This window comes from Variovorax sp. P4_B10, assembly GCF_056402375.1.
This window is the reverse complement of record NZ_JBFUHN010000115.1, coordinates 1-15,403: the sequence shown is the minus strand read 5'-3', so window position 1 is coordinate 15,403 and position 15,403 is coordinate 1. Positions and strand designations below refer to the sequence as shown.

At 67.0% G+C, this 15,403-nt stretch carries 15 protein-coding genes; 12 read left to right on the top strand and 3 right to left on the bottom strand.

Annotated elements, in window-relative coordinates:
* Together AC1DXX_RS31005 and AC1DXX_RS31000 are read right to left on the bottom strand one after the other, a co-directional pair.
* On the bottom strand, window positions 1-146 hold a 146-nt coding region (locus AC1DXX_RS31005), incomplete at its 3' end, for a leucine zipper domain-containing protein (protein ID WP_478134538.1).
* A 337-nt stretch (window positions 147-483) separates the two neighbouring features.
* The gene (locus AC1DXX_RS31000; protein ID WP_478138039.1) at window positions 484-1,512 is read right to left on the bottom strand and encodes an AraC family transcriptional regulator; all 1,029 of its coding nucleotides are present in this window, start codon (window positions 1,510-1,512) and stop codon (window positions 484-486) included.
* Between the two features lie 140 nt (window positions 1,513-1,652).
* On the opposite strand from AC1DXX_RS31000, the gene AC1DXX_RS30995 reads away from it, so the two are divergent.
* From AC1DXX_RS30995 to yfcF, 8 genes are all read left to right on the top strand, one after another.
* Window positions 1,653-2,825: an isovaleryl-CoA dehydrogenase gene (locus AC1DXX_RS30995; protein WP_478138038.1), complete on the top strand. Its 1,173-nt coding sequence runs from the start codon at window positions 1,653-1,655 to the stop codon at window positions 2,823-2,825.
* A gap of 159 nt (window positions 2,826-2,984) precedes the next feature.
* Entirely contained in the window at window positions 2,985-4,655 is a 1,671-nt protein-coding gene (locus AC1DXX_RS30990; protein WP_478138037.1) for an AMP-binding protein, read from the top strand.
* Window positions 4,652-6,280 (top strand): carboxyl transferase domain-containing protein, encoded by a 1,629-nt coding sequence (locus AC1DXX_RS30985; protein WP_478138036.1) that lies wholly within the window; start codon window positions 4,652-4,654, stop codon window positions 6,278-6,280. Before AC1DXX_RS30990 ends, AC1DXX_RS30985 begins: the two co-directional genes overlap by 4 nt.
* A gap of 13 nt (window positions 6,281-6,293) precedes the next feature.
* Complete coding sequence (locus AC1DXX_RS30980) at window positions 6,294-7,085, top strand: enoyl-CoA hydratase/isomerase family protein (protein WP_478138035.1); 792 nt, start codon at window positions 6,294-6,296, stop codon at window positions 7,083-7,085.
* 15 nt (window positions 7,086-7,100) lie between these two features.
* Window positions 7,101-7,772: a DUF4126 domain-containing protein gene (locus AC1DXX_RS30975; protein ID WP_478138034.1), complete on the top strand. Its 672-nt coding sequence runs from the start codon at window positions 7,101-7,103 to the stop codon at window positions 7,770-7,772.
* Between the two features lie 110 nt (window positions 7,773-7,882).
* Window positions 7,883-9,886, top strand: a complete 2,004-nt coding sequence (locus AC1DXX_RS30970) for an acetyl/propionyl/methylcrotonyl-CoA carboxylase subunit alpha (protein ID WP_478138033.1) — start codon at window positions 7,883-7,885, stop codon at window positions 9,884-9,886.
* A gap of 58 nt (window positions 9,887-9,944) precedes the next feature.
* Window positions 9,945-10,898 (top strand): DUF4349 domain-containing protein, encoded by a 954-nt coding sequence (locus AC1DXX_RS30965; RefSeq protein WP_478138032.1) that lies wholly within the window; start codon window positions 9,945-9,947, stop codon window positions 10,896-10,898.
* Window positions 10,899-10,947: 49 nt separating this feature from the next.
* Window positions 10,948-11,577, top strand: coding sequence for a glutathione transferase (gene yfcF, locus AC1DXX_RS30960; protein ID WP_478138031.1), 630 nt, complete (start codon window positions 10,948-10,950; stop codon window positions 11,575-11,577).
* A gap of 22 nt (window positions 11,578-11,599) precedes the next feature.
* Here the strand turns inward: yfcF and AC1DXX_RS30955 are convergent, their stop codons facing one another.
* A complete protein-coding gene (locus AC1DXX_RS30955) occupies window positions 11,600-11,914 on the bottom strand; it encodes an EthD family reductase (RefSeq protein WP_478138030.1) in 315 nt (104 codons plus the stop codon).
* Between the two features lie 96 nt (window positions 11,915-12,010).
* Between AC1DXX_RS30955 and AC1DXX_RS30950 the strand changes: the two genes are divergently transcribed.
* The 4 genes from AC1DXX_RS30950 to AC1DXX_RS30935 form a co-directional block, all read left to right on the top strand.
* Window positions 12,011-12,931 carry a 2-hydroxyacid dehydrogenase gene (locus AC1DXX_RS30950; RefSeq protein WP_478138029.1) on the top strand — a complete coding sequence of 307 codons (921 nt, stop codon included), beginning with the start codon at window positions 12,011-12,013 and terminating at the stop codon, window positions 12,929-12,931.
* 569 nt (window positions 12,932-13,500) lie between these two features.
* The gene (locus AC1DXX_RS30945) at window positions 13,501-14,250 is read left to right on the top strand and encodes an IclR family transcriptional regulator (RefSeq protein ID WP_478138028.1); all 750 of its coding nucleotides are present in this window, start codon (window positions 13,501-13,503) and stop codon (window positions 14,248-14,250) included.
* Window positions 14,247-14,633, top strand: coding sequence for a cupin domain-containing protein (locus AC1DXX_RS30940; RefSeq protein ID WP_478138027.1), 387 nt, complete (start codon window positions 14,247-14,249; stop codon window positions 14,631-14,633). Before AC1DXX_RS30945 ends, AC1DXX_RS30940 begins: the two co-directional genes overlap by 4 nt.
* A gap of 28 nt (window positions 14,634-14,661) precedes the next feature.
* The coding region (locus AC1DXX_RS30935) for a Bug family tripartite tricarboxylate transporter substrate binding protein (protein WP_478138026.1) at window positions 14,662-15,403 on the top strand (742 nt) is incomplete at its 3' end.

Sequence of the window (15,403 nt, the reverse complement as noted above, 5' to 3'; positions counted from 1 at the left end):
TAACGGCCCAGCCACTTCCTGGCCGTGACTGCGCTGACCCCCTGCATGGCCGCTGCTTCTGCGGCGGATACGCCACGTTGAGTGATGGCTTGAACCATCTCCAGTCGCCGTACGTACGTCAATCGGGCATTCTTATGGGTGTTCATCCGGATTTGGGCTCTGAGTGAGTTGGGGGTTTGGCGATTCCCAGTCTCTCAAAACCACTCCGGGTGAACACCCGCAACAACCTATTGAAGCATCACACCTAGGGCCGCAKGCCTCCTCCTTTATTTCGCTGCGCARRGCACMCCATCGGCGTGATCGCTCAGAGCACTGGTTGATCGGCGGCGAACCAGCAGCGTGCCCTCGTGCACAGGGCACCGGGTGCTCCCCGCAGCGAAATAAAGGAGGAGCGAAGCGGGGGACATTCGCGGAGGGGAGTACCCGGTGTCCTGTGCACGCGCCCTGAACGCACGCGCCGGTGTGATGAAAAGCCGAATTCCGCTACAACCCCTGCTGCCGGAAGTCCCGCGGCGCGTGCCCCGTCCATTGCAGGAACGCGCGCGAAAAGCTCTTCTCGTTGCGAAAACCCACCGCCAGCGCCACCTGCTTGATCGGCCGGTTGGTGCGGCGCAGCTGCTCCACCGCCAACTCATGGCGAACCTCGTTCTTCAGCGTCTGCAGCGAGGTGCTTTCCTCGTGCAACTGCCGATGCAGCGTGCGGCTCGACACGTTGAGCAGCGTGGCCAGCGCTTCCGCGGTGGTGGCCTCGCTGGCGCGTGAGCGCAGCAGCTCGCGCACGCGCTGGCCCAGCAGGCGGTCGCGCCGGTACTGCAGCACGGTGAGCGGCAGCGCGCGCTTGAGCATGGTGCGCAGTGCGCGCTCGTCGCGCTGCAGCGGCAGGGCGAGGTAGCGTTCGTCGAAGCTGAAGCTGGCCTGCGGCGCATCGAAGCGCACGTCGGCCGTGAACATCAGCGGGTAGGCGTCGCGATGTGGCGGCGCTGCAAACGGAAAGGTCGCATCGCGCAGCGAAATGCGCGAGTCGATCGCCCAGCAGACATACCCGTGCAGAAAGCGCAGGCTGGTCACCAGGCAGAACTCGCGGAAGGCGTTGTCGAGCGGATGGTTCTCGGTGATGCGCAGCGTGGCCACGCCGCCCGACACCTCCAGCGCCAGCGCGATGTCCTCGGTCAGCAGGCGGTGGTGGCGGCACCAGCGCTTGATGGCCACGCCCAGGTCGGGCGAGGTCAGCGAGGCGCGGCACAGCATGCCGTAGCTGCCCCAAGGCAGCCGCCGCGAGAACCAGCCAAGGGCCTCGTCGTCCAGTTCCTGCATCGCATGGCCCGACAGCGCCTCGAACTGCGCAGCCGTCACCCGTGCACCCGGTCGGGCCAGTTCGCGCGGCGTGATCTGTGCCGCCTGCAGGGCCCCCGACGGATCGACGCCATAGCGCTCGTAGCCCTGCACGATGGCTCTCACGAAAGCCATCGGCGTGGCGGCGCGGGCGGGTCTCAGGAAGGCGGGGGACGACATGGATTGGCGGGTCTGGTGTGGCGCAATTTGCAACCATTGTGGCGCCAATTGCGGCGCGGCGAGGCGTAAGCTGCGTTTCTTCCAAGCGCCATTCCGCGTGGGCAGCCCTGCACGCCGACCCCTCAGAGGAGACAAGACACATGCACGATCCCGGCCTGAACTTCGACCTGGGCGACACCATCGACTCGCTGCGCAGCGCCATCCAGGACTTCGCCGCCAACGAAATCGCCCCCCGCGCCGCGGACATCGACCGCGACAACCTGTTCCCGCACGACCTGTGGCAGAAGCTCGGCGAGCTTGGCCTGCACGGCATGACGGTGAAGGAAGAGTTCGGCGGCACCGAGCTCGGCTACCTGGCCCACATCGTGGCCATGGAGGAAGTCTCGCGCGCCTCGGCCTCGGTGGGCCTCTCGTACGGCGCGCACTCCAACCTGTGCGTGAACCAGATCCACCGCAACGRCAGCGACGCGCAGAAGAAGAAATACCTGCCCAAGCTGGTGAGCGGCGAGCACGTCGGTGCGCTGGCCATGAGCGAGCCCAACGCCGGCTCCGACGTGGTGAGCATGAAGCTCAAGGCCGAGAAGAAGAGCGGCTATTACGTGCTCAACGGCGGCAAGATGTGGATCACCAATGGCGGCGACGCCGACACGCTGGTGATCTACGCCAAGACCGAGCCCGAGATGGGCGCGCGCGGCATGACCGCTTTCATCGTCGAGAAGAACTTCAAGGGCTTCTCGGCCGGCACCAAGCTCGACAAGCTCGGCATGCGCGGCTCCAACACCTACCCGCTGTTCTTCGACAACTGCGAAGTGCCGGAAGAGAACGTGCTCGGCGGCGAAGGCATGGGCGCCAAGGTGCTGATGAGCGGCCTCGACTACGAACGCGCGGTGCTGTCAGGTGGCCCGCTGGGCATCATGGCGGCGTGCATGGATTCCGTGCTGCCCTTCATCCACGAGCGCAAGCAGTTCGGCCAGAGCATCGGCGAGTTCCAGCTGATGCAGGGCAAGCTGGCGGACATGTACTCGACGTGGCAGGCCACGCGTGCCTACGTGTACGCCGTGGGCAAGGCCTGCGACCGCAACGACCATGCGCGCACCTTCCGCAAGGATGCCGCCGGCGCGATTCTCTACTCGGCCGAGAAGGCGACATGGATGGCCGGCGAGGCGATCCAGGCGCTGGGCGGCGTGGGCTACACCAAGGACTTTCCGGTCGAGCGGCTGTGGCGCGATGCCAAGCTGTACGAGATCGGCGCGGGCACGAGCGAGATCCGCCGCATGCTGATCGGCCGCGAGCTGTTCTCGGAAACTGCATAGGATGAAGCGTGCTGCCCCTTCTTCCTCCCTCTCCCTCTGGGAGAGGGCTGGGGTGAGGGCAGCAGCGATCGAGTCGAGCGCTGCCCCGTATTCCAGGCCGAGCGCCCTCACCCCAACCCTCTCCCACAGGGAGAGGGGGCAAGACCAGGAGACAAGACGATGCCACTGACGCAGAGCATGGCCCAAGGCGCCACCGACGTCCCGCTGATCGAGCAGACGATCGGCGACTTCTTCGACGACATGGTCGCGAAGCAGCCCGACCGTGAAGCCCTCATCAGCCGCCACGAGGGCAAGCGCTTCACGTACCGCGAGCTGCAGGCCGAATCGAACCGCCTCGCGAGCGCATTGCTGAACCTGGGCCTCGTGCCCGGCGACCGCGTCGGCATCTGGTCGCACAACAACGCTCCCTGGGTGCTGATGCAGATCGCGACCGCCAAGGCCGGCCTGATCCTCGTCAACATCAACCCGGCCTACCGCACTTCCGAGCTCGAGTACGCGCTCAACAAGGTCGGCTGCAAGGTGCTGGTGACGATGGCGCAGTTCAAGACCAGCGACTACCTCGGCATGCTGCGCGAGCTGGGCCCGAAACGCCTGCCGCAGCTGCAGCACACCTTCTGGATCGACGGCAAGGCCGCTGCGGACGTGGAAGAGCCGGGCATGCGGCGCTTCAGCCAGCTGCTCGCGAGCGGCGATGCGGCCGACCCGCGCGTGGCGCAGGTCCAGAAGACGCTGAAGGCCACCGACCCGATCAACATCCAGTTCACCAGCGGCACCACGGGCTTTCCCAAGGGCGCGACGCTCACGCACCGCAACATCCTCAACAACGGCTTCTTCATCGGCGAATGCATGAAGCTGTCGCCGTCCGACAAGCTGTGCATCCCGGTCCCGCTCTACCACTGCTTCGGCATGGTGCTCGGCAACCTGGCCTGCCTCACGCACGGCTCGGCCATCGTGTACCCGAACGACGGTTTCGACCCGCTCACCGTGCTGGAGACCGTGCAGGCCGAGAAATGCACCGGCCTGCATGGCGTGCCCACGATGTTCATTGCCGAGCTCGACCATCCGCGCTTCAAGGAGTTCGACCTCTCCACGCTGCGCACCGGCATCATGGCCGGCTCGCCGTGCCCCATCGAGGTGATGAAGCGCGTGGTCGACCAGATGCACCTGGGCGAGATCACCATCGCCTACGGCATGACCGAGACCAGCCCGGTGAGCTGCCAGAGCAGCACCGACACGCCGCTCGACAAGCGCGTGTCGACAGTGGGCACCGTGCAGCCGCACATCGAAGTGAAGATCATCGACCCCGAGACCGGCGCGGTCATGCCGCCCGGCCAGTCGGGCGAGCTCTGCACGCGCGGCTACTCGGTCATGCATGGCTACTGGGAAGACGAGCCCAGGACACGCGAGGCCATCGACGCCGAGCACTGGATGCACACCGGCGACCTCGCCACCATGGACGCCGAGGGCTACGTCAACATCGTCGGCCGCATCAAGGACCTGGTGATCCGCGGCGGCGAGAACATCTACCCGCGCGAGATCGAGGAATTCCTGTACCGCCACCCGAAGGTGCAGGACGTGCAGGTGGTCGGCCTGCCCGACAAGAAATACGGCGAGGAGCTCTGCGCCTGGATCATCGTCAAGCCCGGCCAGACCGCGACCGACACCGAGATCCGCGATTTCTGCAAGGGCCAGATCGCGCACTACAAGGTGCCGAAGTACATCCAGTTCGTCACCGAGTTCCCGATGACGGTGACCGGCAAGATCCAGAAATTCAAGATCCGCGACGCCATGACCGAACAACTCGGCCTCACGCAAGAAAAGACAGCATGAGCAAACTCGAAACCAAACTCAACGCCCGTTCGGCCGACTTTCAGGCCAACGCAGCCGCGATGCGCGCATTGGTCGATGACCTGCACGCGCAGTTCGCGAAAGTGGAGCAGGGCGGCGGCGAGGCCGCGCGCGCCAAGCACACGGCGCGGGGCAAGCTGCTGCCGCGCGACCGGGTGGCCGAGCTGCTGGACCCGGGCACGCCCTTCCTCGAGATCGCGCCGCTGGCCGCGCATGCGATGTACCTCGATGCCAAGGGGGCAGAGTCCGCGCCCGGCGCCGGCATCATCGCGGGCATCGGCCGCGTGAACGGTGTCGACTGCATGATCGTCTGCAACGACGCGACCGTGAAGGGCGGCACCTACTACCCGATGACGGTGAAGAAGCACCTGCGCGCGCAGGAGATCGCCGAGCAGAACCGCCTGCCCTGCATCTACCTCGTCGACTCGGGCGGCGCCAACCTGCCGAACCAGGACGAGGTGTTCCCCGACCGCGACCACTTCGGCCGCATCTTCTACAACCAGGCCAACATGAGCGCCCAGGGCATTCCGCAGATCGCGGTGGTCATGGGCTCGTGCACGGCGGGCGGCGCGTATGTGCCGGCGATGAGCGACGAATCGATCATCGTGAAGAACCAGGGCACCATCTTCCTGGGCGGCCCGCCGCTCGTGAAAGCGGCCACCGGCGAGATCGTCACGGCCGAAGACCTGGGCGGCGGCGATGTGCACACGCGCCTGTCGGGCGTGGTGGACCATCTGGCGCAGAACGACCTGCATGCACTGGCGCTCGCGCGTTCGGCGGTGGCCAACCTCAACGCGAAGGCCGCGGGGCAGCCGGCGGCCGGGGGGGCTGCAGGACGTCCGCCCGAGTTCCCGCGCGAAGAGCTCTACGGTGTGATCCCCACCGACACGCGCAAGCCCTTCGATGTGCGCGAGATCATTGCGCGCATCGTCGACGGCAGCGAGTTCCACGAGTTCAAGGCCCGCTTCGGTGCCACGCTGGTCTGCGGCTTCGCCGAGATCGAAGGCATGCCCGTCGGCATCATCGCCAACAACGGCATCCTGTTCAGCGAGTCGGCGCAGAAGGGCGCGCATTTCATCGAGTTGTGCTGCCATCGCAAGATTCCGCTGGTTTTCCTGCAGAACATCACCGGCTTCATGGTCGGCCGCAAGTACGAGAACGAAGGCATCGCGCGCCACGGCGCGAAGATGGTCACGGCCGTGGCCACCGCCAACGTGCCCAAGTTCACGATCATCATCGGCGGCAGCTTCGGCGCCGGCAACTACGGCATGTGCGGACGCGCCTACAGCCCGCGCTTTCTCTGGATGTGGCCCAACGCGCGCATCAGCGTGATGGGCGGCGAGCAGGCCGCGAGCGTGCTGGCCACGGTGAAGCGCGACGGCATCGAGCTCAAGGGCGGCAACTGGAGCAAGGACGAGGAAGAGGCCTTCAAGGCACCGATCCGGCAGCAGTACGAAGACCAGGGCCACCCCTACTACGCCACCGCGCGGCTGTGGGACGACGGAATCATCGATCCGGCCGACACGCGGCGGGTGCTGGCGCTGGGGTTGGCGGCTGCGCGCAATGCACCGATTCCCGAGCCGAAGTTCGGCATCTTCCGCATGTGACGAGGGGCGAGGCATGAGCACTTTCACCAAGCTGAACCTCGCGATCGACGGCGCTGTCGCACGCATCTGGCTCGACCAGCCCGACGCGCGCAACGCCTTCGACGACATCGTGATCGCCGAGCTGACGCAGGCCTTCACCGAAGCCGGCGCCGCGCCGCAGGTGAAAGCCATCGTGCTCGGCGCGAACGGCCCGGCCTTCTGCGCCGGCGCGAACCTCAACTGGATGCGCCGCATGGCCGACTACACGCGCGACGAGAACATCGCCGACGCGGGCAAGCTGGCCGACATGCTGCGCACCATCGCCGAATGCCCCAAGCCCACCATCGCGCGGGTGCAGGGCGATGTGTATGCGGGCGGCATGGGGCTGGTCGCGGCCTGCGACATGGCGGTGAGCGTGGACACCGCCTGGTACTGCCTGAGCGAGGTCAAGATCGGCCTCGTGCCGGCCACCATCAGCCCGTATGTGCTGCGTGCGATGGGCACGCGGGCCTCGCAGCGCTACTTCCTCACGGCCGAGCGTTTCGCCGCCTCCGAGGCGCATCGCATCGGCTTCGTGCATGAGGTGGTGGCTGCGGATGCGCTCGATGCCAAGGTCGACGAACTCGTGAAGGCGCTCACCGGTGCCAGCCCTGCCGCGGTCCGMGCCTGCAAGCAGTTGATCGCCGACGTGGACGGCCGTGAAATCGACGATGCGTTGATCGCGAAGACGGTCGAAGGCATCGCGGATATTCGAGCCAGCGAGGAAGGCCGCGAAGGCGTCCAGGCGTTCCTGCAGAAGCGCAAGCCAGGCTGGCTCGCAGGCTGAAAAGGAAGCACCACCATGAACGCGCTCGACATGCCCCAACTGCTCGCGCTGGCCGCGGCCATCGGCTGGGCCAGCGGCGTGCGCCTCTACCTCGTCGTGCTGCTGACCGGCCTGGTCGGCTACTTCGGCTGGGTGCCGCTGCCGAGCGGGCTGCAGTTGCTGGCGCACCCGGTGGTCATCGCGGCCAGCGGGTTCATGGTGTTCGTCGAATTCTTCGCCGACAAGATTCCGGGCCTCGATTCGCTGTGGGATGTGGTGCACACCGCCATCCGCATTCCCGCCGGCGCAGCGCTCGCGGCCAGCGTGTTCGGCGCCGACCATGGCGCGATGGCCATCGTCGCCGCGCTGCTCGGCGGCAGCTTTGCGGCCACGGCGCATGCGGCCAAGGCCACGACGCGCGCGGCCATCAACACCTCGCCCGAACCGTTCTCCAATGTGGGCGCCTCGCTGGTCGAGGACACCATGGTGCCCGCGGGGCTGTGGCTTGCGGTGGCGCATCCGCTGGTCTTCCTGGTGTTGTTCGTCTTCGTGCTGGTGCTCAGCGTGTGGCTCATCCGCAAGAGCTGGCGTTTTCTGAAGGCGCTGTTCGGCCGCGTGGCCCGTATCTTCAGCGGCCGGCCCGATCCGGGCGTCGTGCCTGCGTTTCAACTGAAAAAGAATCCTCCGGGAGACACTCCGAATGTTTAAGAAGATCCTGATCGCCAACCGTGGCGACCAGCCGCAAAGCGGCGCAGCGGCGAAGCCAAATCGCATGGCACGCGCAGCGTGCTCAAGCGATTTCACCGCGAAAGTCCACCATGTTTAAGAAGATCCTTATCGCCAATCGCGGTGAAATCGCTTGCCGCGTTGCCGCAACCGCCCGCCGCATGGCGATCCGCACCGTGGCCGTGTACTCCGATGCCGACGCGCATGCCAACCATGTGCGCGCCTGCGACGAGTCGGTGTACCTCGGCGGCAGCGCGCCCAAGGACAGCTACCTGCGCTGGGAAAAGATCCTCGAAGCGGCCAAGGCCACGGGCGCCGAGGCCGTGCACCCGGGCTATGGCTTCCTGAGCGAGAACGAAGAGTTCGCGCAGGCCTGCGCCGACGCGGGGCTGGTCTTCATCGGCCCGCCGCCTTCGGCGATCAAGGCCATGGGCCTGAAGGCCGAGTCGAAGCAGCTGATGGAAAAGGCCGGCGTGCCGCTGGTGCCCGGCTACCACGGCCATGACCAGAACCCGGCGCTGCTGCAGCGCGAGGCCGACCGCATCGGCTATCCGGTGCTCATCAAGGCCAGCGCGGGCGGCGGCGGCAAGGGCATGCGCGCGGTCGACAAGGCGGAAGATTTTGCCGCGGCGCTGGCGTCGTGCCAGCGCGAGGCCATCAACAGCTTCGGCGACGACGCAGTGCTGATCGAGAAGTACGTGCAGCGCCCGCGCCACATCGAGATCCAGGTGTTCGGCGACACGCGCGGCAACTACGTGTACCTGTTCGAGCGCGACTGCTCGGTGCAGCGCCGGCACCAGAAGGTGCTCGAGGAAGCGCCCGCACCCGGCATGACCGAGGCGATGCGCAAGCAGATGGGCGAGGCCGCCGTGGCTGCGGCGCGTGCCGTGCACTACGTGGGCGCAGGCACGGTGGAGTTCATCGTCGAGCAGCGCGAAGGCGGCGAGATGAACTTCTTCTTCATGGAGATGAACACCCGCCTGCAGGTGGAGCACCCGGTGACCGAAGCCATCACCGGCCTCGATCTCGTCGAATGGCAATTGCGCGTGGCCTCGGGCGAGACGCTGCCCGCGAAGCAGGCGGACCTGCAGATCCACGGCCACGCCATCGAGGCGCGCATCTGTGCCGAGAACCCAGACAACAACTTCCTGCCGGCCACCGGCACGCTGCGCGTGTACCGCAAGCCTGCTGCCACGGCCTTCCAGCGCAGCCGCGTGCGCATCGACGACGGCGTGCGCGAGGGTGGCGAGATCTCGCCCTTCTACGACTCGATGATCGCCAAGCTGATCGTGCACGGCAGCACGCGCGCCGAGGCGCTGGCCCGGCTCGACGCCGCGCTGGCGCAGGTGCAGATCGTGGGCGTAGCGACCAACGTGCAGTTCCTGCGCGGCATCCTGGCGACCGAATCGTTTTCGAAAGCCAATCTCGATACCGCGCTGATCGAGCGTGAGCGCACCGTGCTGTTCGACCGCGAGGCACTGGGCCTGCCGCTGGCCGCCRCCGCCGCCATCACGCGCACGCTGATCACCGAGCGGCCGACCGGCGTGCCCGACCCGTTCGAGCGGCGCGACGGCTGGCGCTCCCATGGCGAATACCGGCGCCACTTCGACTTCGAGTTCCGCGGTGCCGAGCAGACGGCCTTGCTGACCTACAGGCGCAATGGCGGCCTGTGGCTGGAAGTCGGCGGCGTCGAGGGACCGCTGACCGTGGGCCAGTTCCCGTCGGGCGAGTTCGAGGTCGAGTTCGCGGGTTCGCGCCAGACGCTCGACGTGCACCTCGACGATGTGACGGCCCATGTGTTCGCCTCGAAGGGCGCCACGAAGATCACCGCCATCGACCGCCTCGCCCACGCGGGCGACACCCACGCCGAGGGCGGCCGGCTCACCGCGCCGATGCCGGGCAAGGTCGTGTCCTTCGCCGTCAAGGCGGGCGACAAGGTCAGCCGCGGCCAGCCGCTGGCGGTGATGGAGGCCATGAAAATGGAGCACACCATCGCGGCGCCTGCCGATGGCACCGTGGAAGAACTGATGTTCACGCCCGGCGAGCAGGTGGCCGAAGGCGACGAATTGTTGCGAATGGCCACGGCAACGGCTTAACCCCGTTGCGGGGTCTCGCCCGTATCAGCTGCGGTAGTCATTGCTTCAAGGGACTTTCATGACGTATCGCAAGCTCTTCGTTTCGCCTCGCCTCGCCCGTCGCCGCACGGGCATCGCCACGCTGGCCCTGGCGGCTGCGCTCTCGCTGGCCGGTTGCGGCCAGAGGAGCGAGTTCGCTTCGCTTGACGCGGCCCCGCCGCCAGCCTCCATGCCCGCAGCCGCAGGCTATGCCGGCGGCATGGCGACGAAGGACCGGGCCCGCTCCGCACCGCAAGCCGAAGAAGCTGCCGCCAGCGCTGGCCAGGCCCAGGAGGCGCCGCTGCAGCGCTATCTCGCAGTGCGGCAGGACCTGAACGTCGAAGTGCCGCCCGAGCAACTGGCCGACGCCTGGGGCAAGGTGCGCGACCTCTGCGGCACGCTGCAATGCGAGCTGTTGTCGTCTTCGCTGCTGCGCGAGACGCCGCAGCAGCCCGGCAACGCCATGCTGGAAATGCGCGTGGCGCCGGCCGACGTCGACAAGCTGCTCAGCGGTCTGGCCGGCGTGGCCAAGGTGGTGTCGCAGAACACCACGAGCGAAGACAAGACCGCCGAGGTGATCGACGTCGAGGCGCGCATCAAGAACCGCGTCGAGTTCCGCGACAGCCTGCGGCTGATGCTGCGCGACACCGTCACCAAGCGCACCATGGCCGATCTGCTGGCGATCCAGCGCACGCTGTCCGACACGCAGGCCGAGCTCGACGCCATCGCCACGCAGCGCAAGGTGCTGGCGCAGCAGACGAGCAAGCAGCACATCCAGATCCAGTTCACGCCGAGCCGCACGCTGGTGCAAAGTGGCCGCAGCTACAACCCGATGATGCGTGCGCTGCGGGAAGCCGGCTCCGTGCTGGCGGAAAGCGTGGGCGTGCTCATCACCTTCCTGGCGGCGGTGTTGCCGTGGCTGTTGCTGGTGGGCCTGCCGTTGGCGTGGCTGGTGCGGGTGCTGTGGCGTCGCCGGCGCGCCAGGGCGGCGTGAGAAACTGGGCTCCTCGTATTGCCGTTTGACTTCCGAGGAGCCCTTCCTGATGCAGGACCCACTTCGTCTCTATGTGGACGCCCAGTTCACCAGCCCCTACGCCATGTCGGTGTTCGTCGCGCTCCACGAAAAGAAGTTGCCATTCGAGATGTCGACGGTCGACCTCGCGGCGCTCGAGCACCGGGCGACCGCCTTTTCGGACCTGTCGCTGACGCAGCGCGTGCCGACGTTGAGGCATGGCGACTTCACGTTGTCGGAGTCGTCCGCGATCACCGAGTACGTGGACGAAGTCTTTCCGGGCGTGGCGCTGTATCCGGCGGAGCCCCGCAGCAGGGCGAGGGCGCGCCAGGTCCAGGCCTGGTTGCGCAGCGACCTGATGCCGATCCGGCAGGAGCGCCAGACCGAGGTCGTGTTCTACGGGCCGTCGAGTGCGCCGCTCTCCGCGGCTGCGCTCGCCTCCGCGCAAACGCTCTTCCATGTTGCCGAGTCGCTGCTTCCTGCCGACGCGGAGAACCTGTTCGGCGCGTGGTCCATCGCCGATGTCGATCTGGCGCTGATGCTGAACCGACTGGTCTTCAACGGCGACGCGGTGCCGGCTCGGCTGGCGTCGTATGCCGCGCTGCAGTGGCAGCGGCCGTCAGTTCAACTCTGGGTTCAGCAGACGCGCCCGGTGCTCTGAGCGCAACGTGGTCGATGGGTGTTCAGCCCACCACCACTTCGCTGACCTGCATCACCGGCGCGATGTCGGTGTAGTTTCTGATGTCGCCCAGGATCTCCTTCGCATGCGGCCCGAACGCCTTCTGGAATGCCTCGGCGGACTCGCAGAACACGTGGCACATGCCGACGTAGGTGGGCGGCGAGCCCGGCGCGCCGCCGGCCAGGCCCTTGTCGATGGTGTACGAGAGGCAGGCATCGCCCATGCGCGCCTTCAGCAGCGGCATGTGCTTGTCGCGGTAGTAGTCGTGGTCGAAACGGGCGTCTGCCGTGTAGGGGTACATCACGCTGACTTTGATCATGGCGGTCTCCTCATGAGTTCGGGTGGGTGGGTTCGCTGGCGTCCGAGCATAGCCATCCATGCACGCCGCGTTAGCGCCCTCACTAAGATTCGTTCCATGCGAATCACCGTCTACCTCACCGACAACCGCCCAGACCCCTGGATCGAAGGCCTGCAGGCCGAACTCCCCGATGCCGTCATCGAAGCCTGGAAGCCCGGTGCCCCGCAGGCCGACCATGCCGTCGTCTGGGCGCCGCCGCAGGAGTTTCTCGACCAGCAGCCGAAGCTGCGGGGCCTCTTCAACATCGGCGCGGGCGTCGATGCGCTGCTCAAGCTGAAGGTGCCGGCGCACACGCGCATCGTGCGGCTCGACGACGCCGGCATGTCGGTGCAGATGGCCGAGTATGTGTGCCACACGCTGATCCGCCACTTCCGCGAGTTCGACGCCTACGAGGCCGATGCGCGCGAAGGCCGCTGGAGCTATCGCAAGCCGAAACTGCGGCGCGATTTTCCGGTCGGCATCATGGGGCTGGGCGTGCTTGGCGAACGCGTCGCCAAGGCCGTTGCACAGTTCGAGTTTCCGGTGCTGGGCTGGAGCCGCTCGCCGAAGGTTGTCGATGGCGTGAAGGTGTTCAGCGGCGAGGCGCAGTTCGACGCGTTCCTGTCGTCCACGCGCGTGCTCGTGAACCTGCTGCCGCTGACCGAGGCCACGCGCGGCATCCTCAGCCGCAAGACGCTCGGCAAGCTGCTGCCGGGCGGCTATCTGATCAGCATCGCGCGCGGGGCGCACCTGGTGGAAGACGACCTGATCCCGATGCTCGACGCCGGCGAACTCGCGGGCGCCACGCTCGACGTGTTCCAGGTCGAGCCGCTGCCGGCCGACCATGCCTTCTGGCGCCACCCCAGGATCACCGTGACGCCGCACGGCTCGGCGCGCACGCTGCGCGAGGAGTCCGTCACCCAGATCGCCGGAAAGATCCGCGCGATGGAGCAGGGCCTGCCGGTCAGCGGCGTGGTCGATCCGACGCGCGGGTACTGACGCAATGCATCACGGGGGGGCGGCGGAGCCGCACTCCAAACAAAAGTACCTCGCTCAGTTTCACTCGTCATGGGTCCATGGGGCATGTGCCCATGCGTGATGGAAAACTGAAATGAAACCGGGCTTTTCTGGTCGATGCCGGGTGGGGGTGGGGAATGCGTGTCACTGTGGGCGGGATCCCGCCGACGGTGTGCGCGGCTCCGCGAATGTCCCCCGGCGCGGCCTAAGGCCGCAGGCCTCCTCCTTTATTTCGCTGCGCAGAGCACACCATCGGCGTGATCGCTCAGAGCACTGGTTGATCGGCTCGCACAAGCGCTGCGTTCCTCGTGCGCAGGGCACCGGGTGCTCCCCGCAGCGAAATAAAGGAGGAGCGAAGCGGGGGACATTCGCGGAGGGGAGCACCCGGTGTCCTGTGCACGCACCCCGAAAAAGCGCCCCCCAGGCCTTCACACACTTCGTGCCAGTTTCATGCGTCGCGGGTCTCGCGCCAGCGTGGTGGAAAACTGAAATGAGGCGCTGGCAGGGGAAACCCTGAAGCTTTTGTTTTTCACAAATGTGAAAATTAATTCATGGTTGTGAAAACAGCGTTTCGCGTGATCGAGATCGTCGAGCTCTTCGCCCGGGAGAAGCAGCCGCTTGCGCTGTCCGAGATGGCGCGGCTGCTCGACATGCCGGTATCGAGCTGCCTCGGCCTGATCCGCACGCTCGAAGAGCAGGGCTACATGTACGAAACCGGCCGCCGCCAGGGCTACTACCCGACGGGCCGGCTGCTCGCGATGGCGCAGGTGATCGCCGCCCACGACCCGGTGCTCGACCGGGTGAAAGCCACGCTGGAAGAACTTCGCGACGCCGCGCGCGAAACCGTGGTGTTCGGCAAGTTCCGCGACGCGGGCCAGGTGGTCTACCTCGAGGTGCTGAACGCGCCGCAGAGCATTCGCTATTCGGCCGAGTCGGGCGAGACGCGCCCGGCCTACGCCAACTCGCTGGGCCGCGCGCTGCTGTCCACGCTGGCACCCGAGGCGCGCCGCAAGCTGCTCGACGGCATGACGCTGGCGCCGCTGACCGACGCCACGCTCACCACCGCCGACGCCATCGAGGCCGAGCTCCAGCGTTCCGTGGCGCGGGGCTGGTACGGCAACCTCGGCGAGAGCATTCCCGATCTGATCGGCCTCGCATGGCCGCTGCGCATCGGCGGCGAGGCCTATGCGATCTCGGTCGCCGGACCGCGCTACCGCATGGAAGCGCGCATCGAGGACATTGCCGCGATGCTGCGTTCCGCCTGCCTCGCGATCGAACCCAAGACCGAGACCCCCCGATGACCATCACGCCCCGCTACTTCGTTCGAGAAGCCGACATCGCCGGCTACCACCCGGCCAACCACACCGGCACGCTGAACAAGCGGCTGATCGGCCCCGAGACCGTGGGCGCGAAGCAGCTCGAGGTGCTGGTCGGCCACATCCAGAAGGGCAAGGGCGCGCTGCCGCATGCGCACCCGGGCATCGAACAGGTCTGCTACATGCTCGAAGGCCGCGCGGTCGCCGAGGTGGACGGCCAACGGCAGGAGCTGCACCCCGGCGACAGCTGCTTTTTTCCGGCCGACGCGATGCACACCTTCACGGTGGTGAGCGACGAGCCGGTGCGCGTGCTGGTGATCTACAGCCCGCCGTACGAGGAATCGCCGGAGCGCGTGATCCGGCCCTGAACGACAACAACCCCGGAGACAAGACAGCATGCAGACGAAGAACGCGACAGAAACAGTCGCGGTGGCAAGCCGCCGCCGCTTTATTTCCATCGGTGCCGCAGCAGGCCTCGCGGGCGCGGCCCCCTGGGCCTTTGCGCAGGAGGGCGGCTACCCGAAGCAGCCCATCCGGCTGGTCGTGCCCTTCGCGGCCGGCAGCGGCACCGACGCGGTGGCGCGCATCACGGGCCAGATGCTGGGCGAGGTGCTCAAGGGCTCGGTCATCGTCGACAACAAGGCGGGTGCCAACGGCGTGATCGGCGCGGAGGCGGTGGCGAAGGCGGCACCCGACGGCTACACGCTGTTCATGACCACCAACACCACGCACTCGGCCAACCCGAGCCTGATGAAGCACCTGCCCTACGACCCGGTGAAGGACTTCGCGCCGGTGAGCCGCATGGGCAACCTGCCGTTCATGCTGGTGGTCAACAACAACCTGCCGGTGAAGAGCGTGGCCGAGCTGCTGGCCTGGGGCCGTGCCAATCCCGGCAAGCTGACCTATGCGAGCGGCAACAGCACCGGCATCGTGTGCGGCGCCACCTTGTCGCGCATGAGCGGCATCCCGATGCTGCATGTGCCCTACAAGAGCACGCCGCCGGCCATTGCCGACCTGATCGGCGGACAGGTGTCGATGATGGTGGTCGACCTCGCCGCGGGGCTCGCCACGGTGAAGGCCGGCAAGATGCGCGCGATCGCGGTCACCACGCAGGAGCGCACGCAGCTCTTTCCCGAGC